The sequence below is a fragment of the Salinihabitans flavidus genome, assembly GCF_900110425.1.
GTDB lineage: Bacteria > Pseudomonadota > Alphaproteobacteria > Rhodobacterales > Rhodobacteraceae > Salinihabitans > Salinihabitans flavidus.
This window is the reverse complement of sequence record NZ_FODS01000026.1, coordinates 24,114-47,074: the sequence shown is the minus strand read 5'-3', so window position 1 is coordinate 47,074 and position 22,961 is coordinate 24,114. Positions and strand designations below refer to the sequence as shown.

The 22,961-nt window shown below is 60.5% G+C and carries 19 protein-coding genes and 1 pseudogene; 9 read left to right on the top strand and 11 right to left on the bottom strand.

Annotated features, from left to right (window positions below):
* Positions 1-222 (top strand): annotated as a pseudogene (locus BMW66_RS16495) (IS3 family transposase); the annotation flags it as partial.
* Positions 223-226: 4 nt separating this feature from the next.
* Here the strand turns inward: BMW66_RS16495 and BMW66_RS16490 are convergent.
* Positions 227-1,447 carry a tyrosine-type recombinase/integrase gene (locus BMW66_RS16490; RefSeq protein WP_093120073.1) on the bottom strand — a complete coding sequence of 407 codons (1,221 nt, stop codon included), beginning with the start codon at positions 1,445-1,447 and terminating at the stop codon, positions 227-229.
* 440 nt (positions 1,448-1,887) lie between these two features.
* On the opposite strand from BMW66_RS16490, the gene BMW66_RS16485 reads away from it, so the two are divergent.
* Complete coding sequence (locus BMW66_RS16485; protein WP_245729520.1) at positions 1,888-2,508, top strand: rhodanese-like domain-containing protein; 621 nt, start codon at positions 1,888-1,890, stop codon at positions 2,506-2,508.
* Between the two features lie 87 nt (positions 2,509-2,595).
* Here BMW66_RS16485 and BMW66_RS16480 read toward each other — a convergent pair whose 3' ends face one another.
* Positions 2,596-4,641 (bottom strand): DEAD/DEAH box helicase, encoded by a 2,046-nt coding sequence (locus tag BMW66_RS16480; protein ID WP_093120072.1) that lies wholly within the window; start codon positions 4,639-4,641, stop codon positions 2,596-2,598.
* Positions 4,642-4,851: 210 nt separating this feature from the next.
* Positions 4,852-5,397 carry a peptidoglycan L,D-endopeptidase MepK gene (mepK, locus tag BMW66_RS16475; RefSeq protein ID WP_425441339.1) on the bottom strand — a complete coding sequence of 182 codons (546 nt, stop codon included), beginning with the start codon at positions 5,395-5,397 and terminating at the stop codon, positions 4,852-4,854.
* 389 nt (positions 5,398-5,786) lie between these two features.
* On the opposite strand from mepK, the gene BMW66_RS16470 reads away from it, so the two are divergent.
* Genes BMW66_RS16470 through BMW66_RS16455 form a run of 4 tightly spaced genes read left to right on the top strand, consistent with a single transcriptional unit; the run spans position 5,787 to position 10,017 of the window.
* The gene (locus BMW66_RS16470) at positions 5,787-7,370 is read left to right on the top strand and encodes a L,D-transpeptidase family protein (protein WP_093120081.1); all 1,584 of its coding nucleotides are present in this window, start codon (positions 5,787-5,789) and stop codon (positions 7,368-7,370) included.
* Positions 7,371-7,397: 27 nt separating this feature from the next.
* The gene (gene lpxD / locus BMW66_RS16465) at positions 7,398-8,489 is read left to right on the top strand and encodes a UDP-3-O-(3-hydroxymyristoyl)glucosamine N-acyltransferase (protein ID WP_093120069.1); all 1,092 of its coding nucleotides are present in this window, start codon (positions 7,398-7,400) and stop codon (positions 8,487-8,489) included.
* Positions 8,490-8,525: 36 nt separating this feature from the next.
* Positions 8,526-8,783 (top strand): acyl carrier protein, encoded by a 258-nt coding sequence (locus BMW66_RS16460; protein WP_093120067.1) that lies wholly within the window; start codon positions 8,526-8,528, stop codon positions 8,781-8,783.
* Between the two features lie 25 nt (positions 8,784-8,808).
* On the top strand, positions 8,809-10,017 hold the full coding sequence (locus BMW66_RS16455; protein ID WP_093120066.1) for a beta-ketoacyl-[acyl-carrier-protein] synthase family protein: 1,209 nt from the start codon (positions 8,809-8,811) through the stop codon (positions 10,015-10,017).
* Between the two features lie 69 nt (positions 10,018-10,086).
* Here the strand turns inward: BMW66_RS16455 and BMW66_RS16450 are convergent, their stop codons facing one another.
* Positions 10,087-10,683 (bottom strand): invasion associated locus B family protein, encoded by a 597-nt coding sequence (locus BMW66_RS16450; protein ID WP_093120064.1) that lies wholly within the window; start codon positions 10,681-10,683, stop codon positions 10,087-10,089.
* Positions 10,684-11,125: 442 nt separating this feature from the next.
* On the opposite strand from BMW66_RS16450, the gene BMW66_RS16445 reads away from it, so the two are divergent.
* Positions 11,126-12,664 (top strand): helicase HerA-like domain-containing protein, encoded by a 1,539-nt coding sequence (locus tag BMW66_RS16445; protein WP_093120063.1) that lies wholly within the window; start codon positions 11,126-11,128, stop codon positions 12,662-12,664.
* Between the two features lie 52 nt (positions 12,665-12,716).
* Here BMW66_RS16445 and BMW66_RS16440 read toward each other — a convergent pair whose 3' ends face one another.
* The 5 genes from BMW66_RS16440 to BMW66_RS16420 all read right to left on the bottom strand — a co-directional run bounded on the left by BMW66_RS16440 (position 12,717) and on the right by BMW66_RS16420 (position 18,074).
* A complete protein-coding gene (locus BMW66_RS16440; protein ID WP_175483281.1) occupies positions 12,717-14,021 on the bottom strand; it encodes a branched-chain amino acid ABC transporter permease in 1,305 nt (434 codons plus the stop codon).
* Positions 14,018-15,031 carry a branched-chain amino acid ABC transporter permease gene (locus tag BMW66_RS16435; RefSeq protein WP_093120061.1) on the bottom strand — a complete coding sequence of 338 codons (1,014 nt, stop codon included), beginning with the start codon at positions 15,029-15,031 and terminating at the stop codon, positions 14,018-14,020. Before BMW66_RS16435 ends, BMW66_RS16440 begins: the two co-directional genes overlap by 4 nt.
* 3 nt (positions 15,032-15,034) lie before the next feature.
* Positions 15,035-15,859 carry an ABC transporter ATP-binding protein gene (locus tag BMW66_RS16430; RefSeq protein WP_093120060.1) on the bottom strand — a complete coding sequence of 275 codons (825 nt, stop codon included), beginning with the start codon at positions 15,857-15,859 and terminating at the stop codon, positions 15,035-15,037.
* A gap of 67 nt (positions 15,860-15,926) precedes the next feature.
* Positions 15,927-16,715: an ABC transporter ATP-binding protein gene (locus BMW66_RS16425; RefSeq protein ID WP_093120058.1), complete on the bottom strand. Its 789-nt coding sequence runs from the start codon at positions 16,713-16,715 to the stop codon at positions 15,927-15,929.
* 162 nt (positions 16,716-16,877) lie between these two features.
* Positions 16,878-18,074 carry an ABC transporter substrate-binding protein gene (locus BMW66_RS16420; RefSeq protein WP_093120057.1) on the bottom strand — a complete coding sequence of 399 codons (1,197 nt, stop codon included), beginning with the start codon at positions 18,072-18,074 and terminating at the stop codon, positions 16,878-16,880.
* Positions 18,075-18,255: 181 nt separating this feature from the next.
* Between BMW66_RS16420 and BMW66_RS16415 the strand changes: the two genes are divergently transcribed.
* Positions 18,256-19,359, top strand: coding sequence for a PQQ-dependent sugar dehydrogenase (locus BMW66_RS16415; RefSeq protein ID WP_093120055.1), 1,104 nt, complete (start codon positions 18,256-18,258; stop codon positions 19,357-19,359).
* A gap of 36 nt (positions 19,360-19,395) precedes the next feature.
* On the opposite strand, the gene BMW66_RS16410 is transcribed toward BMW66_RS16415, so the two are convergent.
* Entirely contained in the window at positions 19,396-20,397 is a 1,002-nt protein-coding gene (locus tag BMW66_RS16410) for a GlxA family transcriptional regulator (protein ID WP_093120054.1), read from the bottom strand.
* A gap of 175 nt (positions 20,398-20,572) precedes the next feature.
* Between BMW66_RS16410 and BMW66_RS16405 the strand changes: the two genes are divergently transcribed.
* Positions 20,573-21,940 carry a class II 3-deoxy-7-phosphoheptulonate synthase gene (locus BMW66_RS16405; protein ID WP_093120053.1) on the top strand — a complete coding sequence of 456 codons (1,368 nt, stop codon included), beginning with the start codon at positions 20,573-20,575 and terminating at the stop codon, positions 21,938-21,940.
* A gap of 284 nt (positions 21,941-22,224) precedes the next feature.
* Here the strand turns inward: BMW66_RS16405 and BMW66_RS16400 are convergent, their stop codons facing one another.
* Complete coding sequence (locus BMW66_RS16400) at positions 22,225-22,887, bottom strand: PAS domain-containing protein (RefSeq protein ID WP_175483280.1); 663 nt, start codon at positions 22,885-22,887, stop codon at positions 22,225-22,227.
* Between the last annotated feature and the right edge of the window lie 74 nt (positions 22,888-22,961).

The following is a 22,961-nucleotide window of genomic DNA, read 5'->3' as shown; positions in this document are numbered from 1 at the left end:
CGTGTTCTGCTGGAGAATTACTACCTGCCCGGTCATCTCGAGCGACAGATCGGGGACTTCGTCGACTACTACAATAACCAGCGCTACCACGAGAGCCTGAAAAACGTCACACCCGCTGACGTCTACTTTGGTCGGGACAAGGCCATTCTGAGAGAAAGGGAGAAGATCAAGAACCTGACGATCCGACAGCGCCGCTTGCAACATCAAAAACAAGCAGCATAATCAATCACACAACCGAACCAGAGCCTCCAATGTTCAAGCCGCTCTGATGTCCCATTTTATATGACGACGGACACTTGCTCGTAATCGATCCCGTCGAATGGCCGACGAGGGCAGCAATTGTGCTTTCTGTGAAGCCAAGATCATTCGCCGTGCTGGCGAAGCTATGCCGAAGAATGTGGGCGGTGAAGTCGGGAATCCTGCGTCCGCCAAAGATCCTGTTCCAATGGTTTGGAAAACTTCCAAAGGTCTGTGACGCTCGTGTCCCAAGAAAAACGTAGTCGCCAGAAACCGTCTTTCGGCGGTCTTCGAGCAATTCGATGACAGGTAGTCCGATCGGTCTAGTCGATGCACCTTCCTTGGAGTCCGCAAGTCGCAGGCAGCTGTTCTCAAAATCGACTTCGCTCCATTTCAGGCCAAGTATCTCGCCGCGTCGACAGCCGGTGAGCGCGAGAAGCCGTGTGATAGCGATTGTAGGAGCGAGTTCATGGTCCTCGCCAGCCTCGCGAAGCATCCTGCCAAGCTCGCGGTATTCGTCATCGCTCAAGCGCCGATCCCGCACCTGATCTTTCGGCTTTCGAATACCATGGGCGACGTTGTGTTCGATGATCCCGATGTTAATTGCATAAGTAAGCATCGAGCCTGTCAGGCCGACGCATTTGCTCGCCGTTCCACGACCGCCGCGCAGAATAGAAACACCTCGCTTCTTGCCAGTCCTTTTGACAGCGCGCGTTTTCCCGGCAATCACGTCGTTCATCATTTTCGTCACGTCTGCCTTGGTGAGGTCACGCACGCGGCGTTGGCCGATCAGGGGGATGATGTGTCCGTTCAAAGCACCGATGTTCGTATAAATCGTGGACGGTCGTTTTGGGCGTCCGCCTTTGCCCATGATTAGCCCGGCTTCCATGGCCTTGACGTATTGCTCGGCCAGTTCCTTTACGGTCATCGCTTTGCGGTCGAGCTGCCGGTTCTCGGCAGGGTTCTCACCGCGGGCGACCTGGCCGAGCTGCGCCATCGCTTCCTTTCGGGCGGTCTCGGGCGTCCAGACTCCATGAAGGCCGATCGCGTAGCGCCGCGAGCGACCGGCTGCACGATATTGTATCACGTAGCTGCGTCTTCCTGAGGCGAACACGCGCAGCCCGAAGCCAGGCAACTCATCATCCCATACGACATAGTCCTTGTCGCGGATCTCGACCGCATCGACGAAACGTTTCGTAAGTTTTGCCATCCGAATTCAGACCTTTCCGATCGGCCGACAGCCTTCTCACGTAAGCACTACGTAAGCACACGGGCGAAAGCTGCGACCTGTTTCTGGATAGAAGCTTCGGAACAGCGAAACGGAAATACAAATATATTCAGTATCTTATCGTGCTCCGTCGCGCTCTATCGCGCAATTAGGAAAGGTGTCAATAGCGCCTCCGAAGGCAGAGGCCATAGGTTCGAATCCTATCAGGTGCACCAAGTTCCCGAATACACGAATCATCTGGCGATTGGGTTTGCCGGGAGTCGGAGCCGGTCCGCCATCCCTTCGGCGTCGTCGCTTCAAGCGCGCCCTTTGTCATGAGCCCTGTCGAATCCTGAATGCGCGGCGATGGGCCGACATGACGGCTTGTGGCCAAGCCAATGGATCTCTTTGACTATATTGCCCTGATCATGGAGACTGAGAGAATGAATATGAATGGAGGTTTCACCATGCGCATGACATCGCTTGTCGCGGCTCTCGGCCTGAGTGCCGCGCCGGTTTTCTCCGAAGAGATGCCTGTCGGACTCGAAAAGGGTGTACCCTCTGTCACGGTCCCGACGGACGACGGGCCGGTTGAGATCTCACGTATTCAGGACACCGACAACGAGATCACCGGCGATTGGGCGCGTACCTCGCGGCCGTGCCCCGATTTCTGTATTCAGCCCATGGTCGCGGCAGAAGGCGTCACCACGATCGGCGAGCTTGAACTCATCGAAATGCTTCAGGACCCGGACGCGATTGTCGTGGACAGCCGGACGCGCGACTGGTTCGAAGGAGGGACCATTCCCGGCGCGGTTTCGATCCCCTACACGCAGATTGTGGATCACCTCGCGGATCTGAACTGCGAGATTGACTTTGACGGGTGGGACTGCACCAACGCCCGGCCAGTGGCCCTGTTCTGCAACGGGATCTGGTGCGGACAGTCGCCAAGCGCGATCCGGAACATGATCGCCGAAGGATACCCGGAGGAGCAGATCTTCTGGTATCGCGGCGGAATGCAGGTCTGGCGGCTTCTGGGTCTTACCGTGGTCGGTGACGAGGAGTAAATCCGCGACCTTCCCAAGCCGAAATGCGTGACCATTCAGGCCGCGCAATTCGGTGGGAAGGTGGCGATTCCTGTTGCCGGGCAGGCTTTATCGCTTTTGCCTTTTGGGCGGTTCCTGTCCGGCGCCCTGCTTCGGTTTCCGGCTGACGGATTTCGTCGCGGCGGCTTTTGCCTTGGCCGGTTTGCCCGGGCGCTCCATGCGCTTTGAGGTATCCGCTGCACCGGGACGCGCCGTCGCGGGTTTTCCGGTAGCCTTTTGTTTGGAATATCCGCTGGACGGGTCGGCGGGTTTTCCCGAGGGCTTACCGGAGTGGGGTGCCCCGCTTCCCCCCTTGCGATCTTTGGCCGGGGCGCGTTTGGCACTTGCTGGGCCGTGCGCCGCGTCCGCGTTGGGGTGGGATCGCCGTGGTTTGTCGGCCTTCTCGGGGGCTTTCTGACGCGGCTTATCTCCGGGCGGATCGTTTGCTGGCTGGTGTGGCTTCGCTTTTCGGTCCGGGGCGGGGCGCGCGCTTGTATCTCGCGCCTTCTGCGGCCCTGGGCCGCGCGACTGCGGCGACAGATCCGGCGGCCCGTCGAGTTTCCGGGCGGTGATCCCTTCTTCAAGCTCTCCGTTCGGACCGAGGGCCGAGAGAAAGCTCTGAAGGCTGCCCTCGGACAGTTCCACGAAAGTTTCGGACGGCTGCACCCGGATCGCACCGATCGCATCCTTGCTCAGGTTTCCCGCACGGCACAGAAGCGGCAACAGCCATCGGGCCTCGGCTTTGTCCTTGTGCCCGACCGACAGCGAAATCCAGACACTCGGGCCGAAGGGTTTACGATCCTTTGGCTCGGATTTCGCGTCCGGCGGGCTGAGGTCCTCTGGCGCCGACTGGCGGGCGCGGTAGAGGCGCAGGTAGGCTGCGGCGATCTTCTCCGGTGTGTGCAGATCAAGAAGTTTCGCGGCGAAGGCGTCCTGTTCTTCGGTCGTATCCTCAGTCCAGACAGGATCGGACAACAGACGCTCTTCGTCGCGGCGCAGGATTTCCTCGGCCGTCGGGGCGGTGGACCAATCGGCGCGAATCTTGGCGAATTTCAAGAGCCTCTCGGCCTTCTTTGTGGTTCGCGGTGTGACGATCAGGGCCGAGATCCCCTTGCGACCCGCACGGCCCGTCCGGCCCGAGCGGTGCAGAAGGGCCTCGGCGTTGGTGGGCAGATCGGCATGGATGACCAGTTCGAGCTTGGGCAGGTCGATTCCTCGCGCGGCGACATCGGTGGCCACGCACACACGCGCGCGCCCGTCGCGCATGGCCTGAAGCGCGTGTGTCCGCTCTGTCTGGCTCAACTCACCCGACAGGCTGACCACGGAAAACCCCCGGTTGGAAAAGCGCGCCATGAGCCGGTTGACCGCCGCGCGGGTGTTGGCGAACACGAGCGCATTCTGCGCGTCGTGAAAGCGCAGTACGTTGATGATCGCATTTTCCGCGTCGGTCTCGGCCACGCGAAGAGCCTGATAGGCGATGTCGGCGTGCTGGCTTGAGCCGGTTTGCGTGGTCACGCGCACCGCGTCGCGCTGAAACTGCTTGGCCAGTGTCGCGATCATCGGCGGCACCGTGGCCGAGAACATCAGCGTGCGGCGATCCGCGGGCGCGGCCCCCAGCATGAACTCCAGATCCTCGCGAAATCCCAGGTCGAGCATCTCGTCAGCCTCGTCGAGCACGACGGCGCGCAGGTCACCCAGATCGAGAGAGCCGCGCTGGATATGATCGCGCAGGCGGCCCGGTGTGCCCACGACGATATGCGCCCCGCGTTCCAATGCGCGGCGTTCGTCACGCATGTCCATCCCGCCGACACAGGAAACGACCCGCGCGCCCGCACCCGCATAGAGCCAGCTCAGCTCGCGCATCACCTGAAACGCAAGCTCGCGCGTCGGCGCGACCACCAGCGCAAGCGGGGCGGCCGCCGGTCCCAGGCGTTCGGCGGTTCCCAAAAGGGTGTGCGCGATGGCCAGGCCGAAACCGACCGTTTTGCCCGATCCTGTCTGCGCCGACACCAACAGGTCGGCCTCCTGAAGTTCGGGGGCGGTGACGGCCTCCTGAACCGGGGTCAACGTGTCATACCCTCGCTCAGCGAGTGCATCTGAAAGTGTCTTGATCATGGGAAGGTGTATCCGTGAGTTTAAGGCGCGGCACAGGCCGCGAATCTGCAAGCGGCGCCGCAGGAGAAATGTCCCCTTAACGCCGACGGCGCCGGATGTATACAGACAATCCGACGCGGGCGCAGCCGCCTGCTATCGCGGGTCAAGGCGCGCACCTGCGATGCAGGCGCCCAACACTCGACCGGGGTTCGTAGCCGTTGGAACTGGCGCTCAGCCGCCCCAACTGCGGACCGGGCCACAATCCATATGCACAAAGTTGGACCTGGAATAACGCCCGACACCTCCGGCACGGCAAGCCTGTGCCGCCTTCGCCATCTGGTTGACGGACCGGGACGCCAGTCTCAGATCGGCCGCCTCTCCCTTCATGTGCAGGGAGTTCTTTGCGACACCGCGTGACCGGCGGCGCAGCATGGCGTTGGTCTCCGGACTGCGATAGCCCGAAAGAAGCATATAGGGCTCGCTCACATCCAGAAGATTATGCGAGGCCGCCATGATATCGATGGTACGCATGTCGATCGGTTTGACCTTATCGTTGCGCCAGTCCCGCATGAAATGAGTGATTTCATTGACGGCATCGCGGATATAGTCACCCTCGATCCAGTAGATCATGTCCAGTTTCTCGCCAGTGCGGGGGGAATACATGCGAAGCCTGCGGATATCGCCTCCGCCTCGTAGAAATCCTGCCGCGTTCGAGAAAGTGGGGGCCGCCGCAATCGCGGATGCCGCAAAGGCGCGCATCAATCCGCGCCGAGTCATGCTCAGAGAGCTTGAATTTGCCATGTTTTAGCGCCTGTCCCGTCGCTTGCCTGCCGCCACGATGTTACGCAGCGATCAATTGTCATCCCCAGATGCCGTTTTTGTATGGCATAACGCGAATCGCAAACAAAGTGCCGAATCCGCAAAACCTGTCTCTCTCAAGAGCTTTAGGCGAATTTTTGCTGAATTTTCGTTAATCGTGTCTTCGCTGCGCAGAGCCATCCACGGGCGCGGTCTGGTTGCATCACCTTCAGAACGATCGTGGGCAATGTCCGAATTGTGAATGGACAAGTCGCGGTGACGACCTGAAAACTTGGACATTCATACTCTGTATTGCGCGAGGACAATTCATGCTGCTGCTGCTTCGACGGGCCGGATTACTTCAAATCATGATCGTGACTGGGGCGATTTTGATCATGGCGCTGACAACACTGTCTCCAGTGTCGGCGCAGGACAGGAGCATGGCATTCCGTCAAGCGGTGGCGGAAGCGGCCGCGCGCGACGATGACCTGTCAGCCCACTACCGCGAATCGGGATATGAGCCGGTCTGGACTGGTGCGGGCGACGCGGATCGCGCAAGGCGCAAGGCGCTGATCACGGCGCTGCGCGAGGCGGAGAACCACGGGCTGCCGGGCGTCCGCTATGATGCCGACGGGCTGCTTGCGAAAATGAGCGAGGCCAGAACGCCGCGCGATCTGGGGCTGGTCGAGGTGGCCTTGTCGAAGGTGTTCCTGACCTATGCGCGCGATGTGCAGACCGGACTGGTTGTTCCGGGCCGCGTCGATGACGGAATCAAGCGCGAGCCTCCCTATCGCAACCGCCAAGCCTATCTGGGCGCAATCTCGCAAAGCTCCCCCGAGGCCGTCATGCGCGCGTTGCCACCGCAAACGCCTGAATACGCGCGCTTGATGAAAGAGAAGATGCGGCTTGAACGTTTGATGGCGTCCGGCGGCTGGGGGCCGATGGTGCAGTCGGGAACACTCAAACCCGGTGAAACCGGGCAGGGGGTCGCCGCGCTGCGGAACCGGCTGATCCGCATGGGGTACATGAAGCGCAGTATTACAAATACCTACGATTCCGCGATCCAGAAGTCGGTGCAGAAATTTCAGTCGATGCACGGGCTTGAGGCCGATGGCGTCGCCGGTGAGAGCACGATGGAGGAACTCAACAAGAGCGTCGAGGATCGCCTCAAGTCGGTGATCGTGGCGATGGAGCGTGAACGCTGGCTCAATCATGAGCGTGGGGCACGGCATGTTCTGGTCAACCTGACCGATTTCACCGCGCGGATTGTGGATGATGGCAAGGTCAGCTTTGAAACCCGCTCTGTTGTGGGCAAGAACGCCCATGACCGGCGCAGCCCCGAGTTTTCGGATGAGATCGAGCACATGATCGTCAATCCGACATGGCATGTGCCGCGCTCCATTGCGACCAAGGAATATCTGCCCATGTTGAAGCGCAATCCCAATGCGGTCAGCTATCTGCGGCTTGTGGATGTGCGCGGACGGACGGTCAATCGGTCCAACGTGGATTTTTCGCAGTTCAACGCGCGCAACTTTCCATTCGACATCAAGCAACCCCCAAGCAGAAGCAACGCGCTCGGGCTGGTGAAGTTCATGTTCCCGAACAAATACAACATCTACCTGCATGACACCCCGGCCAAGAACCTGTTTTCAAGAGAGGTGCGCGCCTATTCACATGGCTGCATCCGCCTTCAGGATCCGTTCGACTTCGCCTATGCGCTGCTGGCGCCGCAGGAGGCCGACCCCAAGAACGTGTTCCATTCCGCGCTGAACACGGGGCGCGAGACGCAGATCGACCTTGAGACGCATGTGCCGGTTCATATCATCTACCGCACCGCGATTTCCTCTGCCAAGGGGCACATGGAATACCGCCGCGATGTCTATGGTCGCGATGCCCGAATCTGGGACGCGATGGCGAAGGAAGGGGTGGAATTGAGGTCCTATCGCGGATAAACCGTCCCCTGACTGGCAGGGGATATGATGGCCTATTCCATTCAGGAGATTGCGGTGGCGCTCGGGGCGGAGGCTCTTGGTGACACGGAGCTATTGATTTCGGCCCTGGCCGAACCTGTCGATGCGGGTCGGCACGATCTCGCCTTGGCGACAAACCCCAAATACGCAGAGACATTGGCGCAGGGCCACGCGCAGGCGGCGCTGCTCTGGCCCGGGGCGGATTGGCAGGCGCTGGGGCTGCGGGCCGCGATCATCGCGCCGCGTCCGCGCTATGCCATGGCGGGCCTGACGCGGATGATGGATGCCGGGCAGGGCTTCGGCACCGGCATTCACCCCACGGCGGTGATTGACCCCACGGCCGAGATCGCCGATGGCGTGAGTATAGGGCCGCTGACTGTGATAGGCGCGCGCGCACGGATCGGCGCGGGCACCATCATCGGACCGCAGTGCCACATCGGCATGGATGCGACACTGGGCGAGGGGGTCTTTCTGCGCGAACAGGTGAGTATAGGCGCGCGTGCGACGCTCGGCGCGCGCGTTATTGCGCAACCCGGCGTGCGGATCGGCGGTGACGGGTTTTCCTTTGTCACGCCCGAGAAAAGCACCGCCGAGCAAGCGCGCGAGACCTTGGGCGATACCGGAGAGGCCGCCGCACAACCCTGGGCGCGGATTCACAGCCTCGGCGCGGTGACGATCGGAGACGATGTGGAGGTCGGCGCCAATTCATCGGTGGATAACGGCACGGTCCGCGATACCGTGGTGGGCAGCGGCACCAAGATCGACAGCCTTGTTCAGGTGGGTCATAACGTGGTCATCGGACGCGACTGCCTTCTGTGCGCTCAATCGGGGGTCGCGGGATCGACGACGCTTGGCAATAACGTGGTGCTGGCCGGCCAGTCGGGCGTCGCGGACAATCTTGTCATTGGCGACAATGTGGTTGTCGCCGCCTCAAGCGCAGTGTTGTCGAATGTACCGGCGGGACGCGCCGTCATGGGATATCCGGCGGTCAAGATGGACAACAACGTGGAAATCTACAAGGCAACGCGCCGCCTGCCGCGTCTTCTTTCCGATGTCGCGGCGTTGAAGAAAGCTGTTCTCAAGGCTGGCGGCAGCAGTTAAATCACGCCTGAGGGCGGATCTGGAAGGATGGAAGTCATGGAGATCAGGGACAAGGTGATCGCAATCATCGCCGACCAGGCCGTGCTGGAGCCTTCGGATGTGACGATGGACAGCACGCTCGAGGATCTGGGAATCGACAGCCTCGGACTGGTGGAAAGCATTTTCGCGATCGAGGAAGCATTCGACATCTCTGTGCCGTTCAATGCCAATGATCCGCAGGAAAGCGATTTCGACATCTCGTCGGTCGCCTCCATCGTTGCCGGAATCGAGAAGCTCGTGGCGGAACAGAAGTGAGCGACAGGGCAGGGGGCCGACAGGCATGAAACGGGTGGTCATCACCGGCGCGGGCACGATCAACGCGCTGGGGCACGACGTGCCCGAAACGCTTGAGGCGATGCGCGAGGGGCGATGCGGTATCGGCCAGCTTGAAATGCGCGATCTCGACCGGCTTGCCATTAAGATCGGCGGTCAGGTCAAGGGCTTCGAGGCCGAAGGCATTTTCAACCGGCAGCAGATGGCACTCTATGATCGATTCACGCAGTTCACGCTTGTCGCCGCGCGTCAGGCCATCGCGCAGGCCGGGCTGGAGTTTTCGGGCGAGATGGCCGCGAAATGCGGCGTGATCCTGGGCACATCGGGCGGGGGGATGACCACGCTCGATGACAACTACCGCTCGGTCTACGAGGACGGCAAGAACCGGGTGCATCCCTTTGTCGTGCCCAAGCTCATGAACAATGCCGCGGCGAGCCATGTGAGCATGGAATTCAACCTCAAGGGGCCGAGTTTCACCGTCGCCTCCGCTTGTGCGTCCTCGAACCATGCGATGGCGCAGGCGTTTCAGATGATTCGCTGCGGCATGGCGCCGGCGATGGTCACGGGCGGATCGGAATCCATGCTCTGTTTTGGCGGCGTCAAGGCATGGGAGGGTCTGCGCGTGATGTCACGCGATGCCTGCCGTCCGTTTTCGGCCAACCGCAACGGCATGGTGCAAGGCGAAGGGGCGGGTGTCTTCATTTTCGAGGAATATGAGCACGCCAAAAAGCGCGGCGCCGAGATTATGGCCGAGGTGGCAGGGTATGCCATGTCCTCTGATGCCTCCGACATCGTGATGCCGTCAAAACGCGGCGCAGCGCGAACAATCGCCGGAGCGCTGGCCGATAGCGCGATCGACTGCGAAGAAGTCGGTTACATCAACGCCCACGGCACCGGCACCGCCGCCAATGACAAGACCGAATGCGCCGCCGTGGCCGATGTGTTCGGACCCCATGCCGACAAGCTCATGATCTCCTCCACAAAGTCGATGCACGGGCACCTGATCGGCGGGACCGGGGCGGTGGAGCTTCTGGCCTGTATCATGGCGCTGCGCGACGGGGTGATCGCGCCCACCATCGGTTATCAGGAGCCAGACCCGGAATGCGCGCTCGATGTTGTTCCGAACGAGGCGCGAGAGGCGAAGGTCAACGTCGCTCTGTCCAACGCCTTTGCCTTTGGCGGGTTGAACGCCGTGCTGGCGCTGCGCCGGGTGTGACCGGCCAACGCAAAGGGCCACCCCAAAGGGTGGCCCGGTGGTCTTTCGACCTCAAGAAATGGTCACGGATCAGTTTTGGGTTGGCGTCGGGGCGGGCTGCTCGACCGGGGTGGACTCTTCATAAGCCTTGGTGAAACCGGACAGAGAGATGTCGAGATCCACCGTCTGATCAGGCGCCACGGCGGGCACGATGGTCGCCAGGGCGACCTGCCCCTTCTTGTAGGCTTCCAGATCCTGCTCGGTAAAGCCGATGCGCGCGACACACCCAACCTGCGTGCAATAGGCGAAGGGATAGCGCTTCGCGGCACCACCATCGATCGCGATGGTAAGTTGCGCGGTCAGCAGCGTCTCAAGCGGCACGATGATCGTGGCCCCGGCTGCGGCCATGCCGCCGTTGGCCAGCCGGAAGATATTGACCTCGGCCACCGGGTTCTCGTTCTCATCGAGAAGTAGCTGATGCATCGAACAGGGCCCCTTTTCGCCATCGATCATCTGGCACTGCAGTTCCCAGTCACCAATCGCCTCTCGGCTGATATTCTCGGCGTCGTCCTCGGCTATGGCCTCTCCCATCGACAGGTCGGAATCGGTCTCGACGTCTTGTGCGATGGCACCGCCGCCCAACGCGACAAGTGCGAGTGCGGGCAGGAATTTGAAAATGCTGGACATGGATCGCCCCCGATTATGTTGATGTCAGAAGTCACCCTGCCTCTAGCACGATGGCAACGATCTGTCATGCAGTTGATGGCCGTCAGTATGGTGCATGGAGCAACAATCCGCCAGCCTAAACGCCTTTGAATGAACAATGAAAAAGGGGCCACGACAGCCCCCTTTCCTTTTCGCTCCCCGTCGGACTGGCCGACTTATTCACTGATAGAACGCTACGAAGAATGGGGGCGTCCGTCAATATGTAATATGGCCACTTCGGCACCAACTCCGGTGTCCGGGTAGCGAAAAAGACCGTGCCCGGGGGCACGGTCCAGTCTGACAGGGAGGAAGATGGCCCCACGGCCAAGAGGACAAGGCGACGGGACCGATTGAACCCTCGCAGAGAATGGTTAACGTTGTCTTCGAAAGCGCCGTGCGCTGCACAGGGTAGAAGGGAAAAGTCGTGGAAAATTCGATCTTTATCGGTGGCGGTGGTCCCGACTACGGGCAAAAGCAATATCTCGCGCTAAACTATGCGAACCGCCACGGGCTGATCGCCGGGGCGACGGGAACGGGCAAGACGGTGACGCTTCAGATTTTGGCCGAAGGGTTTTCCAATGCCGGCGTGCCGGTGTTTCTGTCGGATGTGAAAGGCGATCTTTCAGGGCTGGCGGAAGCTGGATCGCCGGATTTCAAGCTGCATGGCGCCTTCACGGAACGCGCGGAGAAAATCGGTTTTGACACCTACGCCTATCAATCCTTCCCGGTCACATTCTGGGATCTCTTCGGTACGCAGGGCCACCCGGTCCGCACCACAGTGGCCGAAATGGGGCCGCTCCTTCTGTCCCGTCTGCTTGACCTGAGCGAAGCGCAGGAAGGCATCCTTAACATTGCGTTCCGGCTCGCCGACGAGGAGGGGATGCCGCTTCTCGATCTCAGGGATCTTCAGTCGCTGCTGGTCTGGGTAGGGGAGAGCCGTGCCGATTTTTCACTGCGTTATGGCAATATCGCGGTCTCGTCCCTCGGCGCGATACAGCGACGGCTTCTGGTGCTCGAGAACCAGGGCGGGGACAGGTTGTTCGGAGAGCCGGCGCTTGAATTGTCTGACATTTTGCGCACCGATTCCGACGGTCGCGGTCGCATCAACATCCTGGCCGCCGATACGCTCATGCGCTCACCGCGCCTCTACGCGACTTTCCTGCTCTGGCTGTTGTCGGAGCTTTTCGAGGAATTGCCTGAGATCGGCGATCCGGACAAGCCAAGGCTGGTGTTCTTTTTCGACGAGGCGCACCTGTTGTTCGATGACGCGCCAAAGGCGCTGATCGACAAGGTAGAACAGGTGGCACGCCTGATCCGCTCCAAGGGGGTGGGTGTCTACTTCGTCACGCAGTCCCCCGATGACATCCCCGAGGATGTGCTCGGACAACTTGGCAATCGGGTGCAACATGCGCTGCGGGCCTTCACCGCGCGGGACCGCAAGGCGCTGCGGCTTGCCGCGCAAACCTACCGGGAGAATCCGCGCATCGACACCGAAGTCGCGATCCGCGAGGTCGGCGTGGGCGAGGCCGTTACCTCCATGCTTGAAGACAAGGGCGTACCCGGCATCGTCGAACGTACCCTGATCCGACCGCCCTCGTCGCGGCTCGGTCCGATTGAAAGCCCGGCGCGCGCGGGGTTTGTCGCCACATCGCCGATTGCCGGGAAATACGAGACGCTGCGTGATCGTGTGTCCGCGCTTGAGATGCTCAAGGATCGGGCCGAACGTGCGGCGGCAGAGGCCGAAGCCGCCGTGCAAGACGAAGAGGCAGCCTCCCCCGCTGAGCGGGAATACAATGCCGCGCGCCGCTATTCTGGCGCGCGCGTGACCCGCTCGGGATCGGGACGCAAGACCGCCGACAGCTTCGGCACCGCCATGGGAAAAATGGTGGCGAAGGAACTGACCGGCACCACTGGTCGCCGTATCGTGCGTGGCATCCTTGGCGGTCTGTTCAAAGGCCGCTGAAGTGTCAGACAATTCGCCACGTCGGCTTCGCACCCGTCAGCCACCCGTTTACCTATTTCTCGGGGATCAGCCCCCGTGGACTGAACCGCAGCATCAGCAACAGGATTAACCCCATTGTCAGAAGCCGCATATGGGCCACGCTGTCGATCAGATGCAGTTTCAGCGCGTTGTCATCGGCCATTCCGGAGGTGAGAACAGTCATCAGGAAGGCGCCGATCGGCTCGACTTGCACCCAGAGGAACCAGATCAGGAATCCCCCCAGCACCGCGCCTAGATTGTTGCCCGATCCCCCGACAATCACCATCACCCAGATGAGGAAGGTGAACCGCAGCGGCTGATAGGTGCCGGGCGTGAGCTGCCCGTCCAGCGTGGTCATCATCGCCCCGCCAATCCCGCAGACGGCGGAACCGAGAATGAAGACCTGCAAATGCCGGCGTGTGACATCCTTGCCCATCGCCTCCGCCGCGACCTCATTGTCGCGGATCGCGCGCATCATCCGGCCCCAGGGACTCTTGAGGGCGAGCTGTGCCAGAACGAAAATGATCACCAAAACCACGACGAAATGCACCGAATACCCCAACTTCACGAACAAGGAGGACGCCGGAACAGGGTCCATGCCAATGGCCTGCACCTGATCGACGAAGGTGGGGGTGTTCTGAAGGTCCACCTCATCGGGCACCGGGCGCGGCAGGTTGCTCACGTTCTTGACCCCGCGCGCCAGCCAATCCTCGTTCTTGATGACGGCAATGATGATCTCCGCGATGCCGAGCGTTGCTATGGCAAGATAATCGGAGCGCAAGCCAAGCGCGGCCTTGCCGATGATCCACGCCGCACCGGCGGCCAGGACGCCGCCCACGGGCCACGACAGCAGCACCGGAAGACCCATCCCGCCAAGATAGCCGGTCGCCGACGGGTCCACCGATTCAACGGCCTGCACACCGCCGTCAAAGACCGCGCGAAACACGAAGAAGCCGACGGCGAGCAGGACCAGCATTGCCAGTACACGATTTCGCCCCGGCGGCATCCGGTTATAGGTCAGGATTGCCGCGACGATGGTGGCGGCCCCCAGCGCCAGACCCAGCAGGATACGTAGCCCGCCGGCGGCCCAGGCTTCCGCCACCGGCGGCATGGAGATCAGGACCACGGCAAGCCCGCCAAGCGCGATAAACCCCATCACGCCGACGTTGAACAGCCCGGCAAAGCCCCATTGCAGGTTCACCCCCATCGACATGATGGCCGAAATCAACCCCATGTTGAGGATGAACAGCGCGGTGTTCCAGCTCTGAAAAATTCCGGTGATCACGATCAGCGCGGCGACGATCACGAACAGAAGGGTGTTTTTCACGCTCTCACTCATACTGATTTCCCCCGGAAAAGGCCGGTCGGCCGGAACAGAAGAACGATCAGCAGGATCACGAAGCTGACCGCGAATTTGTATTCTGTGCTCAGAAGCTGGACGAGCCCCGATGGTTCAAGGCTCTCGAATGGCACAAGGTAGACGATCACCTTCTTCCAGGCATAGGTCACCATCACCTCGGAAAAGGCGATGATGAACCCGCCCGCGATGGCGCCGAGCGGGCTGCCGAGCCCGCCAACGATGGCTGCAGCGAACACCGGAAGCAGAAGCTGGAAATAGACAAAGGGTCGGAACGTTTTGTCGAGTCCGTAGAGAACCCCGGCTATCGTCGCCAACGCAGCCACGATCAGCCACGCATACATCACCACGCGTTCGGGGTTGATTCCCGACAGAAGCGCCAGATCCTCGTTATCGGAATAGGCGCGCATGGATTTGCCGGTGCGTGTGCGATTGAGGAACCAGAACAGGAGAGCCACTGCGATCACGGCGACCACGACGGTGATCCCCTGCGTGGTCTTGATCGCCATCCCCTCATCAAGGCCCGTCATCGTCTTGAAATCGCCCGCCGTGATGATGAAGCGTTCACCATCGGCAAAGCGTTGATCGTCCGTTCCGATGATGAAGCGCACCAGACCATTGAGAACGAACATCACGCCCATCGACACGATGACAAGGATAACCGGCTTGGCCTTCTGCGCCCGGTAGAAGCGGTAAACGACCCGGTCGGTGAACAGCAACAGCGCCATGCAGCCGACGATCCCCAGCGGCAGCGCCAGAAGTGCCGTGGGCAGGGGGCCGAAGCTGATCCCCATGGACTGGAACCACCATGTGACCAGAATCGTGACCATCGTGCCAAAGGCCATCGTGTCGCCATGCGCGAAATTGGAGAACCGAAGGATGCCGTAGATCAGTGTAACGCCGAGCGCTCCAAGCGAGAGTTGGCTGCCATAGGCGATCGCGGGGATGAGAACGTAGTTCGAAAGCGCCACGATAGCGTTGAGAAATTCCATACCTCAGCCCCCCAGGAAGGATTTGCGCACTTCGGGGTCGGCCAGAAGTTCCTTGCCCGTGCCGGAATAGGCGTTCGCCCCTTGCACCAGCACATAGCCCTTGTCCGCGATCTCAAGCGCCTGCCGCGCATTCTGTTCGACCATCAGGATCGGGATGCCGGTGCGCGCCACCTCTATGATACGGTCGAAAAGCTCGTCCATGACGATCGGTGACACGCCCGCCGTCGGCTCATCGAGCATCAGAACCTTGGGCTGGGTCATGAGCGCCCGGCCAAAGGCCACCTGCTGACGCTGCCCGCCGCTCAGCTCTCCGGCGGCCTGATTGCGTTTTTGCTTAAGGATGGGAAAGAGATCATAGATTTGCGCCATCGTGCCCGAGAAGTCGTCGGTGCGGATGAAAGCCCCCATCTCCAGATTCTCCTCCACCGTCAGTGAGGTGAATATGTTGGAGTTCTGGGGTACGAAGCCCATACCCCTGACCACCCGGGCCTGCGGCGAAAGATCCGTGATGTCCTCGCCGTCCAGACGCACAGAGCCTTGACGCAGGTCCAGCATCCCGAAAACGGCCTTCATCGCGGTGGATTTTCCCGCGCCGTTAGGGCCCACGATCACCGCGATCTCTCCGGGGTTCACCGCCACCGTGCAGTCATGCAGGATATCGGGCCCCTTGCCATAGCCGCCGGTCATGCTGTCACCGACAAGAAAGGCCTCGGATGTGGCCATCACCTTGCCCGTCCCCGGATGCGCGCCCAGTTCCGCGCCGCCTTCACGAGTGATCGTCCGGTCCTTGTTGCCGCGATCGTCCTGATAGGGATTGGAACCGCTCATGTCTGACCACCCGGTTTCGACACCGACACCATACCGACGCGATACCGACGTTCTGCAGACAACAATCTCATGCGTCGGCCCCCACCATTTTCCTGTTCTTCAATCCTGTTCCCAGATAGGCCTCGATCACCTGTTCGTTGGCTTTAATCTCGGCGAGCGATCCCTCCGTCAGCACCTTGCCCTCGGCCATGCAGATCACCGGATCGCAGAGGCGTTCGATGAAATCCATGTCGTGCTCGATCACCACGAAAGTGTAATTTCTCTCTTTGTTCAGACGGATAATGGCATCGCCTATGGTATTGAGAAGGGTTCGGTTCACACCGGCCCCGACTTCGTCAAGAAACACGATCTGCGCATCGACCATCATTGTGCGGCCCAGTTCCAGAAGCTTTTTCTGCCCGCCCGAAACCTCCGCAGCCTTTTGGTCGGCCAGATGGGAGATTGTAAGAAATTCAAGCACTTCATCAGCTTTTGCCCGAAGCGCCCGCTCTTCCTCCGCGATCCGCTTGCGCCCGAACCAGGTGTTCCAGAGCTTCTCTCCCGTCTGATTGCCCGGCACCATCATGAGGTTCTCTCGGCAACTCATGGAGCTGAATTCATGCGCGATCTGGAAGGTCCGCAACAGTCCCTTGTGGAACAACTCATGAGGCGGCAGACCGGTAATGTCGTCGCCAGCCATTGTCACACGGCCTGATGTTGGTTTGAGAACGCCGGCTATTACATTGAAAAGGGTTGTTTTTCCCGCTCCATTTGGCCCGATCAAGCCCGTGATGCTTCCCGCTTGGATCGATAGCGTGGCACCATCGACCGCATGAAACCCACCGAAATGCTTGTGAACGTCCTCGACGACGATCATCGGTATCTCCCCCTGAATTATTATTCCCGACTGTGAATCGGTTTGGCGCGCTCATTATATATCGATATGGAGTGGTTCAATCCTAAAATACCTGCGGTCCCTCTCCGAAACGAAAACAGCCCGGCAGAACCTGCCGGGCTGAACCTTCAAAGTCTCACATGATCAGCGATACTGGACCGTCGTGATCTTGCCGTCCTTGATTTCATACTGACGGTAATTACCGGCGCTTTCGCCGCCACCAATCAGTTCCACCGCCGTGGCGCCGACATAGTCTATTTCGCCGCCATTCTTGAGGATTTCCAGACCCTTGGCAAGCTCACCGGGATAGATTTTCTCGCCCGGTGCGTTGGCCACACCCATGACTTCACCCTTGTAATCTGCCGATTCAACCGAACCTGCGGCCTGCATCGCGAGCAAGATCAGGGCAGCGGCATCATAGGATTCGCCGACGAAGGAAGAGGTGCCGTCAAAGTCGTTGGCCTCACCGAGTTCCTGCATGACCTGAGCACCGGGGCTATCGGTGCCGGGCACCTGACCCGTCGAGCCGTTGATTTCGGTCCCGAAGTTGGTTTCAAGGTTCGCGCCATACATCCCGTCGGGGAAGTGGAACGTGTCAAACGCCCCCGTATCGAGCGCGGCGCGCACAATACCGGACCCACCGCTGTCGAGGTAGCCAGCCACAACCAACCGCTCACCGCCAGCTGAAGCCATCGCCCCGACCTCGGCCGAATAATCCGCTTTCTGATCTTCATGCGAGGAGCTGATTGTAATGGTGCCACCAGCGTCCTTGAACGCCGTTTCGAAGCTGTCGGCAAGCCCCTTGCCGTAGTCGTTGTTCACATAGGATACGGCGACTTCCTCGATGCCCAGATCCATCAAAATCTCGGTCATCACAACGCCCTGGCGCGCATCCGATGGTGCGGTACGGAAGAACAGGCCATTGTCCTCCGTCTCCGACAGCGCCGGGGACGTGGCCGAGGGCGAGATCATCACAACGCCATTGGGCATCGCCACATTGGACAGGATTGCACCCGTCACGCCGGAACAGTCACCGCCGACGATACCCTTTACCCCGTCCGAGGTCAGCAGTCGCTCGGCCGCAGCCGTTGCCGCGCCCGAATCGATGCAGGTCGAATCCGCCCGTACCGGAGACACCGTCATGCCGTCGAGCAGCATTCCGCTCTCGGAGATTTCACGCATGGCCAGTTCAGCCCCGTCAGCCATATCCGGAGTCAGCGATTCAATCGGGCCGGTAAAACCGAAGATGATCCCGAGTTTAACTTCATTGGAATGGCTACCTGCTCCTGCGACGGACGCCATGAGCGCGGTCGCGGCAGAGGCCATAAGCAGTTTTTTCATTATCTCTCTCCCAGTCTGGTGTTGCTTGTTCCGAACATTCCATGCGTGAGCCTAAGCGGGCTTCCGCCAAAAGAAAAGAGTGGATCGGAAAGGGGATGCCGACAGCGAAGACGCGCGTTCAGGCTGTGGGCATGCTATGGTAAATGCCACGAAGAAGGAGGAACTGAGCAGGAGAAGGACCATGCACAAGACGATCCTTTTGGGTGCCGCCCTTGTTCTGTTGACATTTCAGGCGATGGGTTCAACGATTGAAAGTGGCGATAATCGCATGCGGATCACGCAGGTCGCTGATGGCTTCGATACGCCCTGGGCCCTAGCCTTCCTGCCCGAAGGGGGCGTGCTGGTGACAGAGCGGGAAGGGCGCCTCTGGATTCTTGGTCCCGATGACGGGCGCACGCGAATCGATGGTGTTCCGCGCGTTCGGGCGCAGGGGCAAGGCGGGTTGCTCGACGTGATGGTGCCGCGTGATTTCGGGCAAAGCAGAGAGGTTTTCCTGAGCTATTCCAAGCCACAAGAGAATGGGGGCGCGGGAACCGCGCTGGCCGTGGGATGGCTGAATGCAGCCCGGAACCAACTTGAAAACCTACGGGTCCTTTTCGAGATGCGTCCCGGAAGCCGTGGCGGACGCCACTTCGGCAGCCGCATCGTGGAAGCGCCCGATGGCACGATCTTCCTGACCATCGGAGAGCGTGGCGACCGGCCATCCGCACAAGATCTCACACGCCACAACGGGAGCATCGTCCGGGTCCGGCGCGACGGATCAGTGCCCGAGGACAATCCGTTTACCGATCACGCCGAGGCACAACCCGAAATCTGGTCCTATGGGCACCGCAATCCGCAGGGTGCCGCGCTCGACCTTGAAGGGCAGCTATGGGCGGTGGAGCATGGCGCGCGGGGCGGAGATGAGATCAACCGCATTCAACGCGGCGCGAACTATGGCTGGCCGGTTGTTTCCTATGGAACCCACTATTCCGGGGAGAAGATCGGCGAAGGCACGTCGAAAGAAGGGATGGAGCAGCCCGCCTTCTATTGGGATCCCTCGATCGCGCCTTCCGGCATGATGATCTATTCCGGCAAGCTCTGGCCCGACTGGCGTGGCCAGATGTTCATCGGAAGCCTGAAGTTCGACCACATCTCGCGGCTTGGTGGCGAGCCCATCAAGGAGCTTGACCGAATGAGCAGCGACGAGACGGAGCGCGTGCGCGATGTCATTGAAGCGCCCGATGGTAGCATCTGGTTCATTTCCGAAGGCCGGGGCGCGATATACCGTCTTGACCCGCAATGACCTGCCGCAGAGGAGTCGCGCAAGCGAGCCGGCATCTCAGATCGACAAGCGCGCGGAATGCGATCCGCGTTCGCGGTAGGGGGTCGTATCATAATGGGCCCGGTAGCACTTCGAGAAGTGCGAGGGGGAGGCAAACCCGCAGGCCAGAGCGACATTGATCACGCTCATGTCGGTCTGCATCAGAAGGTTGCGCGCTTTCTGAAGACGCAGTTCCATGTAGTAGCGCTTGGGACTACGGCTGAGGTAGCGGCGGAAAAGCCGTTCCAACTGCCGCGTGGACATTCCGACGTTCTTTGCCAGGATCGACGGGCTGATCGGATCCTCGATATTGCTTTCCATCATCTGGATGACCTGGCTGAGCTTCGGATGCCGAACACCGATCCGGGTCGGCACCGAAAGCCGCTGTGTATCCTGATCCGTTCGGATCGAGGAATAGATCAACTGATCGGCCACCGCGTTCGCAAGTTCCTCTCCATGATCGTTGGCGATCACCTGAAGCATCAGGTCGATCGAACTTGTCCCCCCCGCCGTGGTCATACGGTTGCCGTCGATCACAAAGACCGACTTCGTGAGAATCACATCCTCGAACTCCTCGGCGAAACTGTCCTGATTTTCCCAATGGATCGTTGCGCGCTTGTTGTCGAGCAGACCAGCCATGGCAAGCGTATAGCTGGCAGTGCAAAGACCGGCGACCTGAAGCCCCTTGCGCACCTCGCGGCGCAACCAGTTGAGAAGGCGTTTTGTCGTGGCCCGCTGAATATCAATCCCGCCGCACAGCATGATCACATCGTCCCGCTGCAACTCGCACAGATCGTCTTGCAGGCGAAACTCGGTGCCGGCGGAACACTTGATCGTGTCGCCGCCTTCGCCAATAATAATCCACTCATAAAGCCGGGTCGCGGACATCCTGTTGGCAATGCGAAGACTCTCGACAGCGGCCGCAAAACTCAGAAGAGTAAAATTGTCCACAAGGACAAACACAAAGCGTCGCGGCTTCGTCGAAGCGGCCACCGGAATCTGGGTGGGTTGCGTGGACATGGTGACCCTTTTCCAGTCGTGTTCGACTCAGTGTGTCGCAGGCGACATAGCGACGCAACTGTGCTGAAGCACAAGGCAAGGTCAAGAGTCACGAAAAAATTCATATCTGGCCAGCCCAACGGCCTTTGGATATACACGCGGAAACTTAAAATTCGCTTAATACCGGAGTTTCGAGATGAGGACATGGCACAAGACCGACTGGCGAGGCAAGCCGCGGGTTCAGATGCCTGACTATACGGATCAGGATGCGCTGGAAGCCACGGAAGCCCGGCTCGCAAGCTATCCGCCGCTCGTCTTTGCCGGTGAGGCGCGCGCGCTGAAATCGAAACTCGCGGCCGCATCGCGTGGCGAGGCGTTTCTTCTGCAAGGCGGGGATTGTGCCGAGAGCTTTGAGCAATTCAGCGCAGACCATATCCGCGACACGTTCAAGGTCATGCTCCAGATGGCAATGGTGCTCACCTACGGTGCCAAGGTTCCGGTGGTGAAGGTGGGCCGTATGGCGGGGCAGTTCGCCAAGCCACGCTCGGCGCCGGTCGAGGTCAAGGGGGGGGTGGAGCTTCCCAGCTATCGCGGTGATATCATTAATGAATTGGAGTTTGCCCCGGATGCGCGCATACCTGATCCGGAGAAAATGCTTCAGGCCTATATGCAGGCGGCGGCAACGCTGAACCTGCTGCGTGCCTTTTCGACGGGGGGCTTTGCGGATGTGCACCGGGTCCATAGCTGGACGCTTGGATTCACCGATCGCGAGGAGTCCGAGAAATACCGCGCGATGGCGGAGCGGATCAGCGACACGCTTGACTTCATGACCGCGGCCGGGATGACGGCGGAGACGAACCATGAGCTTCAAACCGTTGATTTCTATACGAGTCATGAGGCTCTGCTTCTCGAGTACGAAGAGGCGCTGACCCGTATCGACTCCACTTCGGGCAAGTGGCTGGCAGGCTCCGGGCACATGATCTGGATCGGTGATCGGACGCGGCAGCCGGATGGGGCGCATGTGGAGTTTGCGCGGGGGGTGTTGAACCCCATCGGGTTGAAATGCGGGCCAACGATGACAGCCGATGATCTCAAGCTGTTGATTCACAAGCTCAACCCGGAGAATGAGCCCGGGCGACTCACACTGATCGCCCGATTCGGGGCCGGATCGGTGGGTGAGCACCTTCCACGGCTGATCAAAACCGTGCAGGAGGAGGGGGCCAATGTGCTGTGGTCCTGTGATCCGATGCATGGCAACACGATCAAATCCTCAACCGGCTACAAGACCCGGCCATTCGACTCCATCCTGCGGGAAGTAAAGGAATTTTTCGCCGTCCACAAAGCCGAGGGCACGGTGCCGGGCGGGGTACATTTCGAGATGACCGGCGAGGATGTGACCGAATGCACGGGAGGAGTACGGGCGGTCAGCGAGGAGGATCTGAGCGATCGCTATCATACCGCCTGCGATCCGCGGCTGAATGCCAATCAATCGCTTGAACTGGCCTTTCTCGTGGCCGAGGAATTGTCCGATCTGCGTGCGGCGCGACATGCGGTGACAGGTTAAGAGAGTCGTGTAACGCTCTGAAATATAACGGAAAGTGTTTTCCACTGCGATTCCAGACTCCGCGTTCTGGCGCCGCTGTATGCGCCTTGGGGCTGTCGTGGCCCGGGCGGTGCGGCGCGAAGGGTTAACGGCGCGGCCCGACGGCCCATTCCCGGTTGCGGTATAACGTCGGTAAAACGTCGGTATTGCGTCGGTATCGAAAACCGAAATCCCATGAAATGAAGGGGTTCAAGGCAGCGGGCGTTGCAAACCGGCGCGCAACAGCGCGCGTTGCGCGGCGCCGGTCACTCCCCGGTCACAACGAGCCGGAGATAGGGGCGTTCCGAGCCATGCCCGCCACTCTCTTCCGCCGTGCCGGTTGTTACCGCGGTGCGGGACGGAGCGTCGTCAACCGGAGCGCGGTGCGGGGCCGGGGTGTGCATTCCGGCATCGGGGCGCAGCGCGCCAAGCGGTGTGAGCGTGGAATGCACGATGTCGAAGCGACGCGAGGTGGTGCCGACCATCCCCTGAAGCGAGAGACAGCCGATCATCCGGCTGATGTCGCCCAGATCGCTGCGCAGGGGCAGCAGGAGCAATTGCCCGTCAAGTGGTCCACGCCCGAATCCGGTTTCGGCGCTCAGCGCTATCCGCGCGCGGGCAGGGGTGGTGAGAACCCGGTCGCAGAGCGCCGCGAGCTGCTTGCGCGCGCCGACGGTGAAAAGCGCCGAAAAGGGCATCCCGCGCACTTCCATGCCCATCACGTTATTCAGCACCGAACCGGCCACGCGAATCCGGGTCATGCCCGGCGCGATGCGTTCGAGGATGAAGGCATGGGCCAGCGCGCCCTGAATGCCGCGCGGGTCCACCTCGGAGCGCAGCGGCATGTCGCGCCCCTCGCGCAGGGCGTCCCAGTAGCCTTCGACCTGGCTCAGCACCGGCACGGAAAGAAATTCTACACCACCAGACATCTTATCGGTCTCCCATCCCATCGCCCCCGACGGCCCCCGACCATGGCATGTTCGCGCGGCCGAAGGGTTAAGAT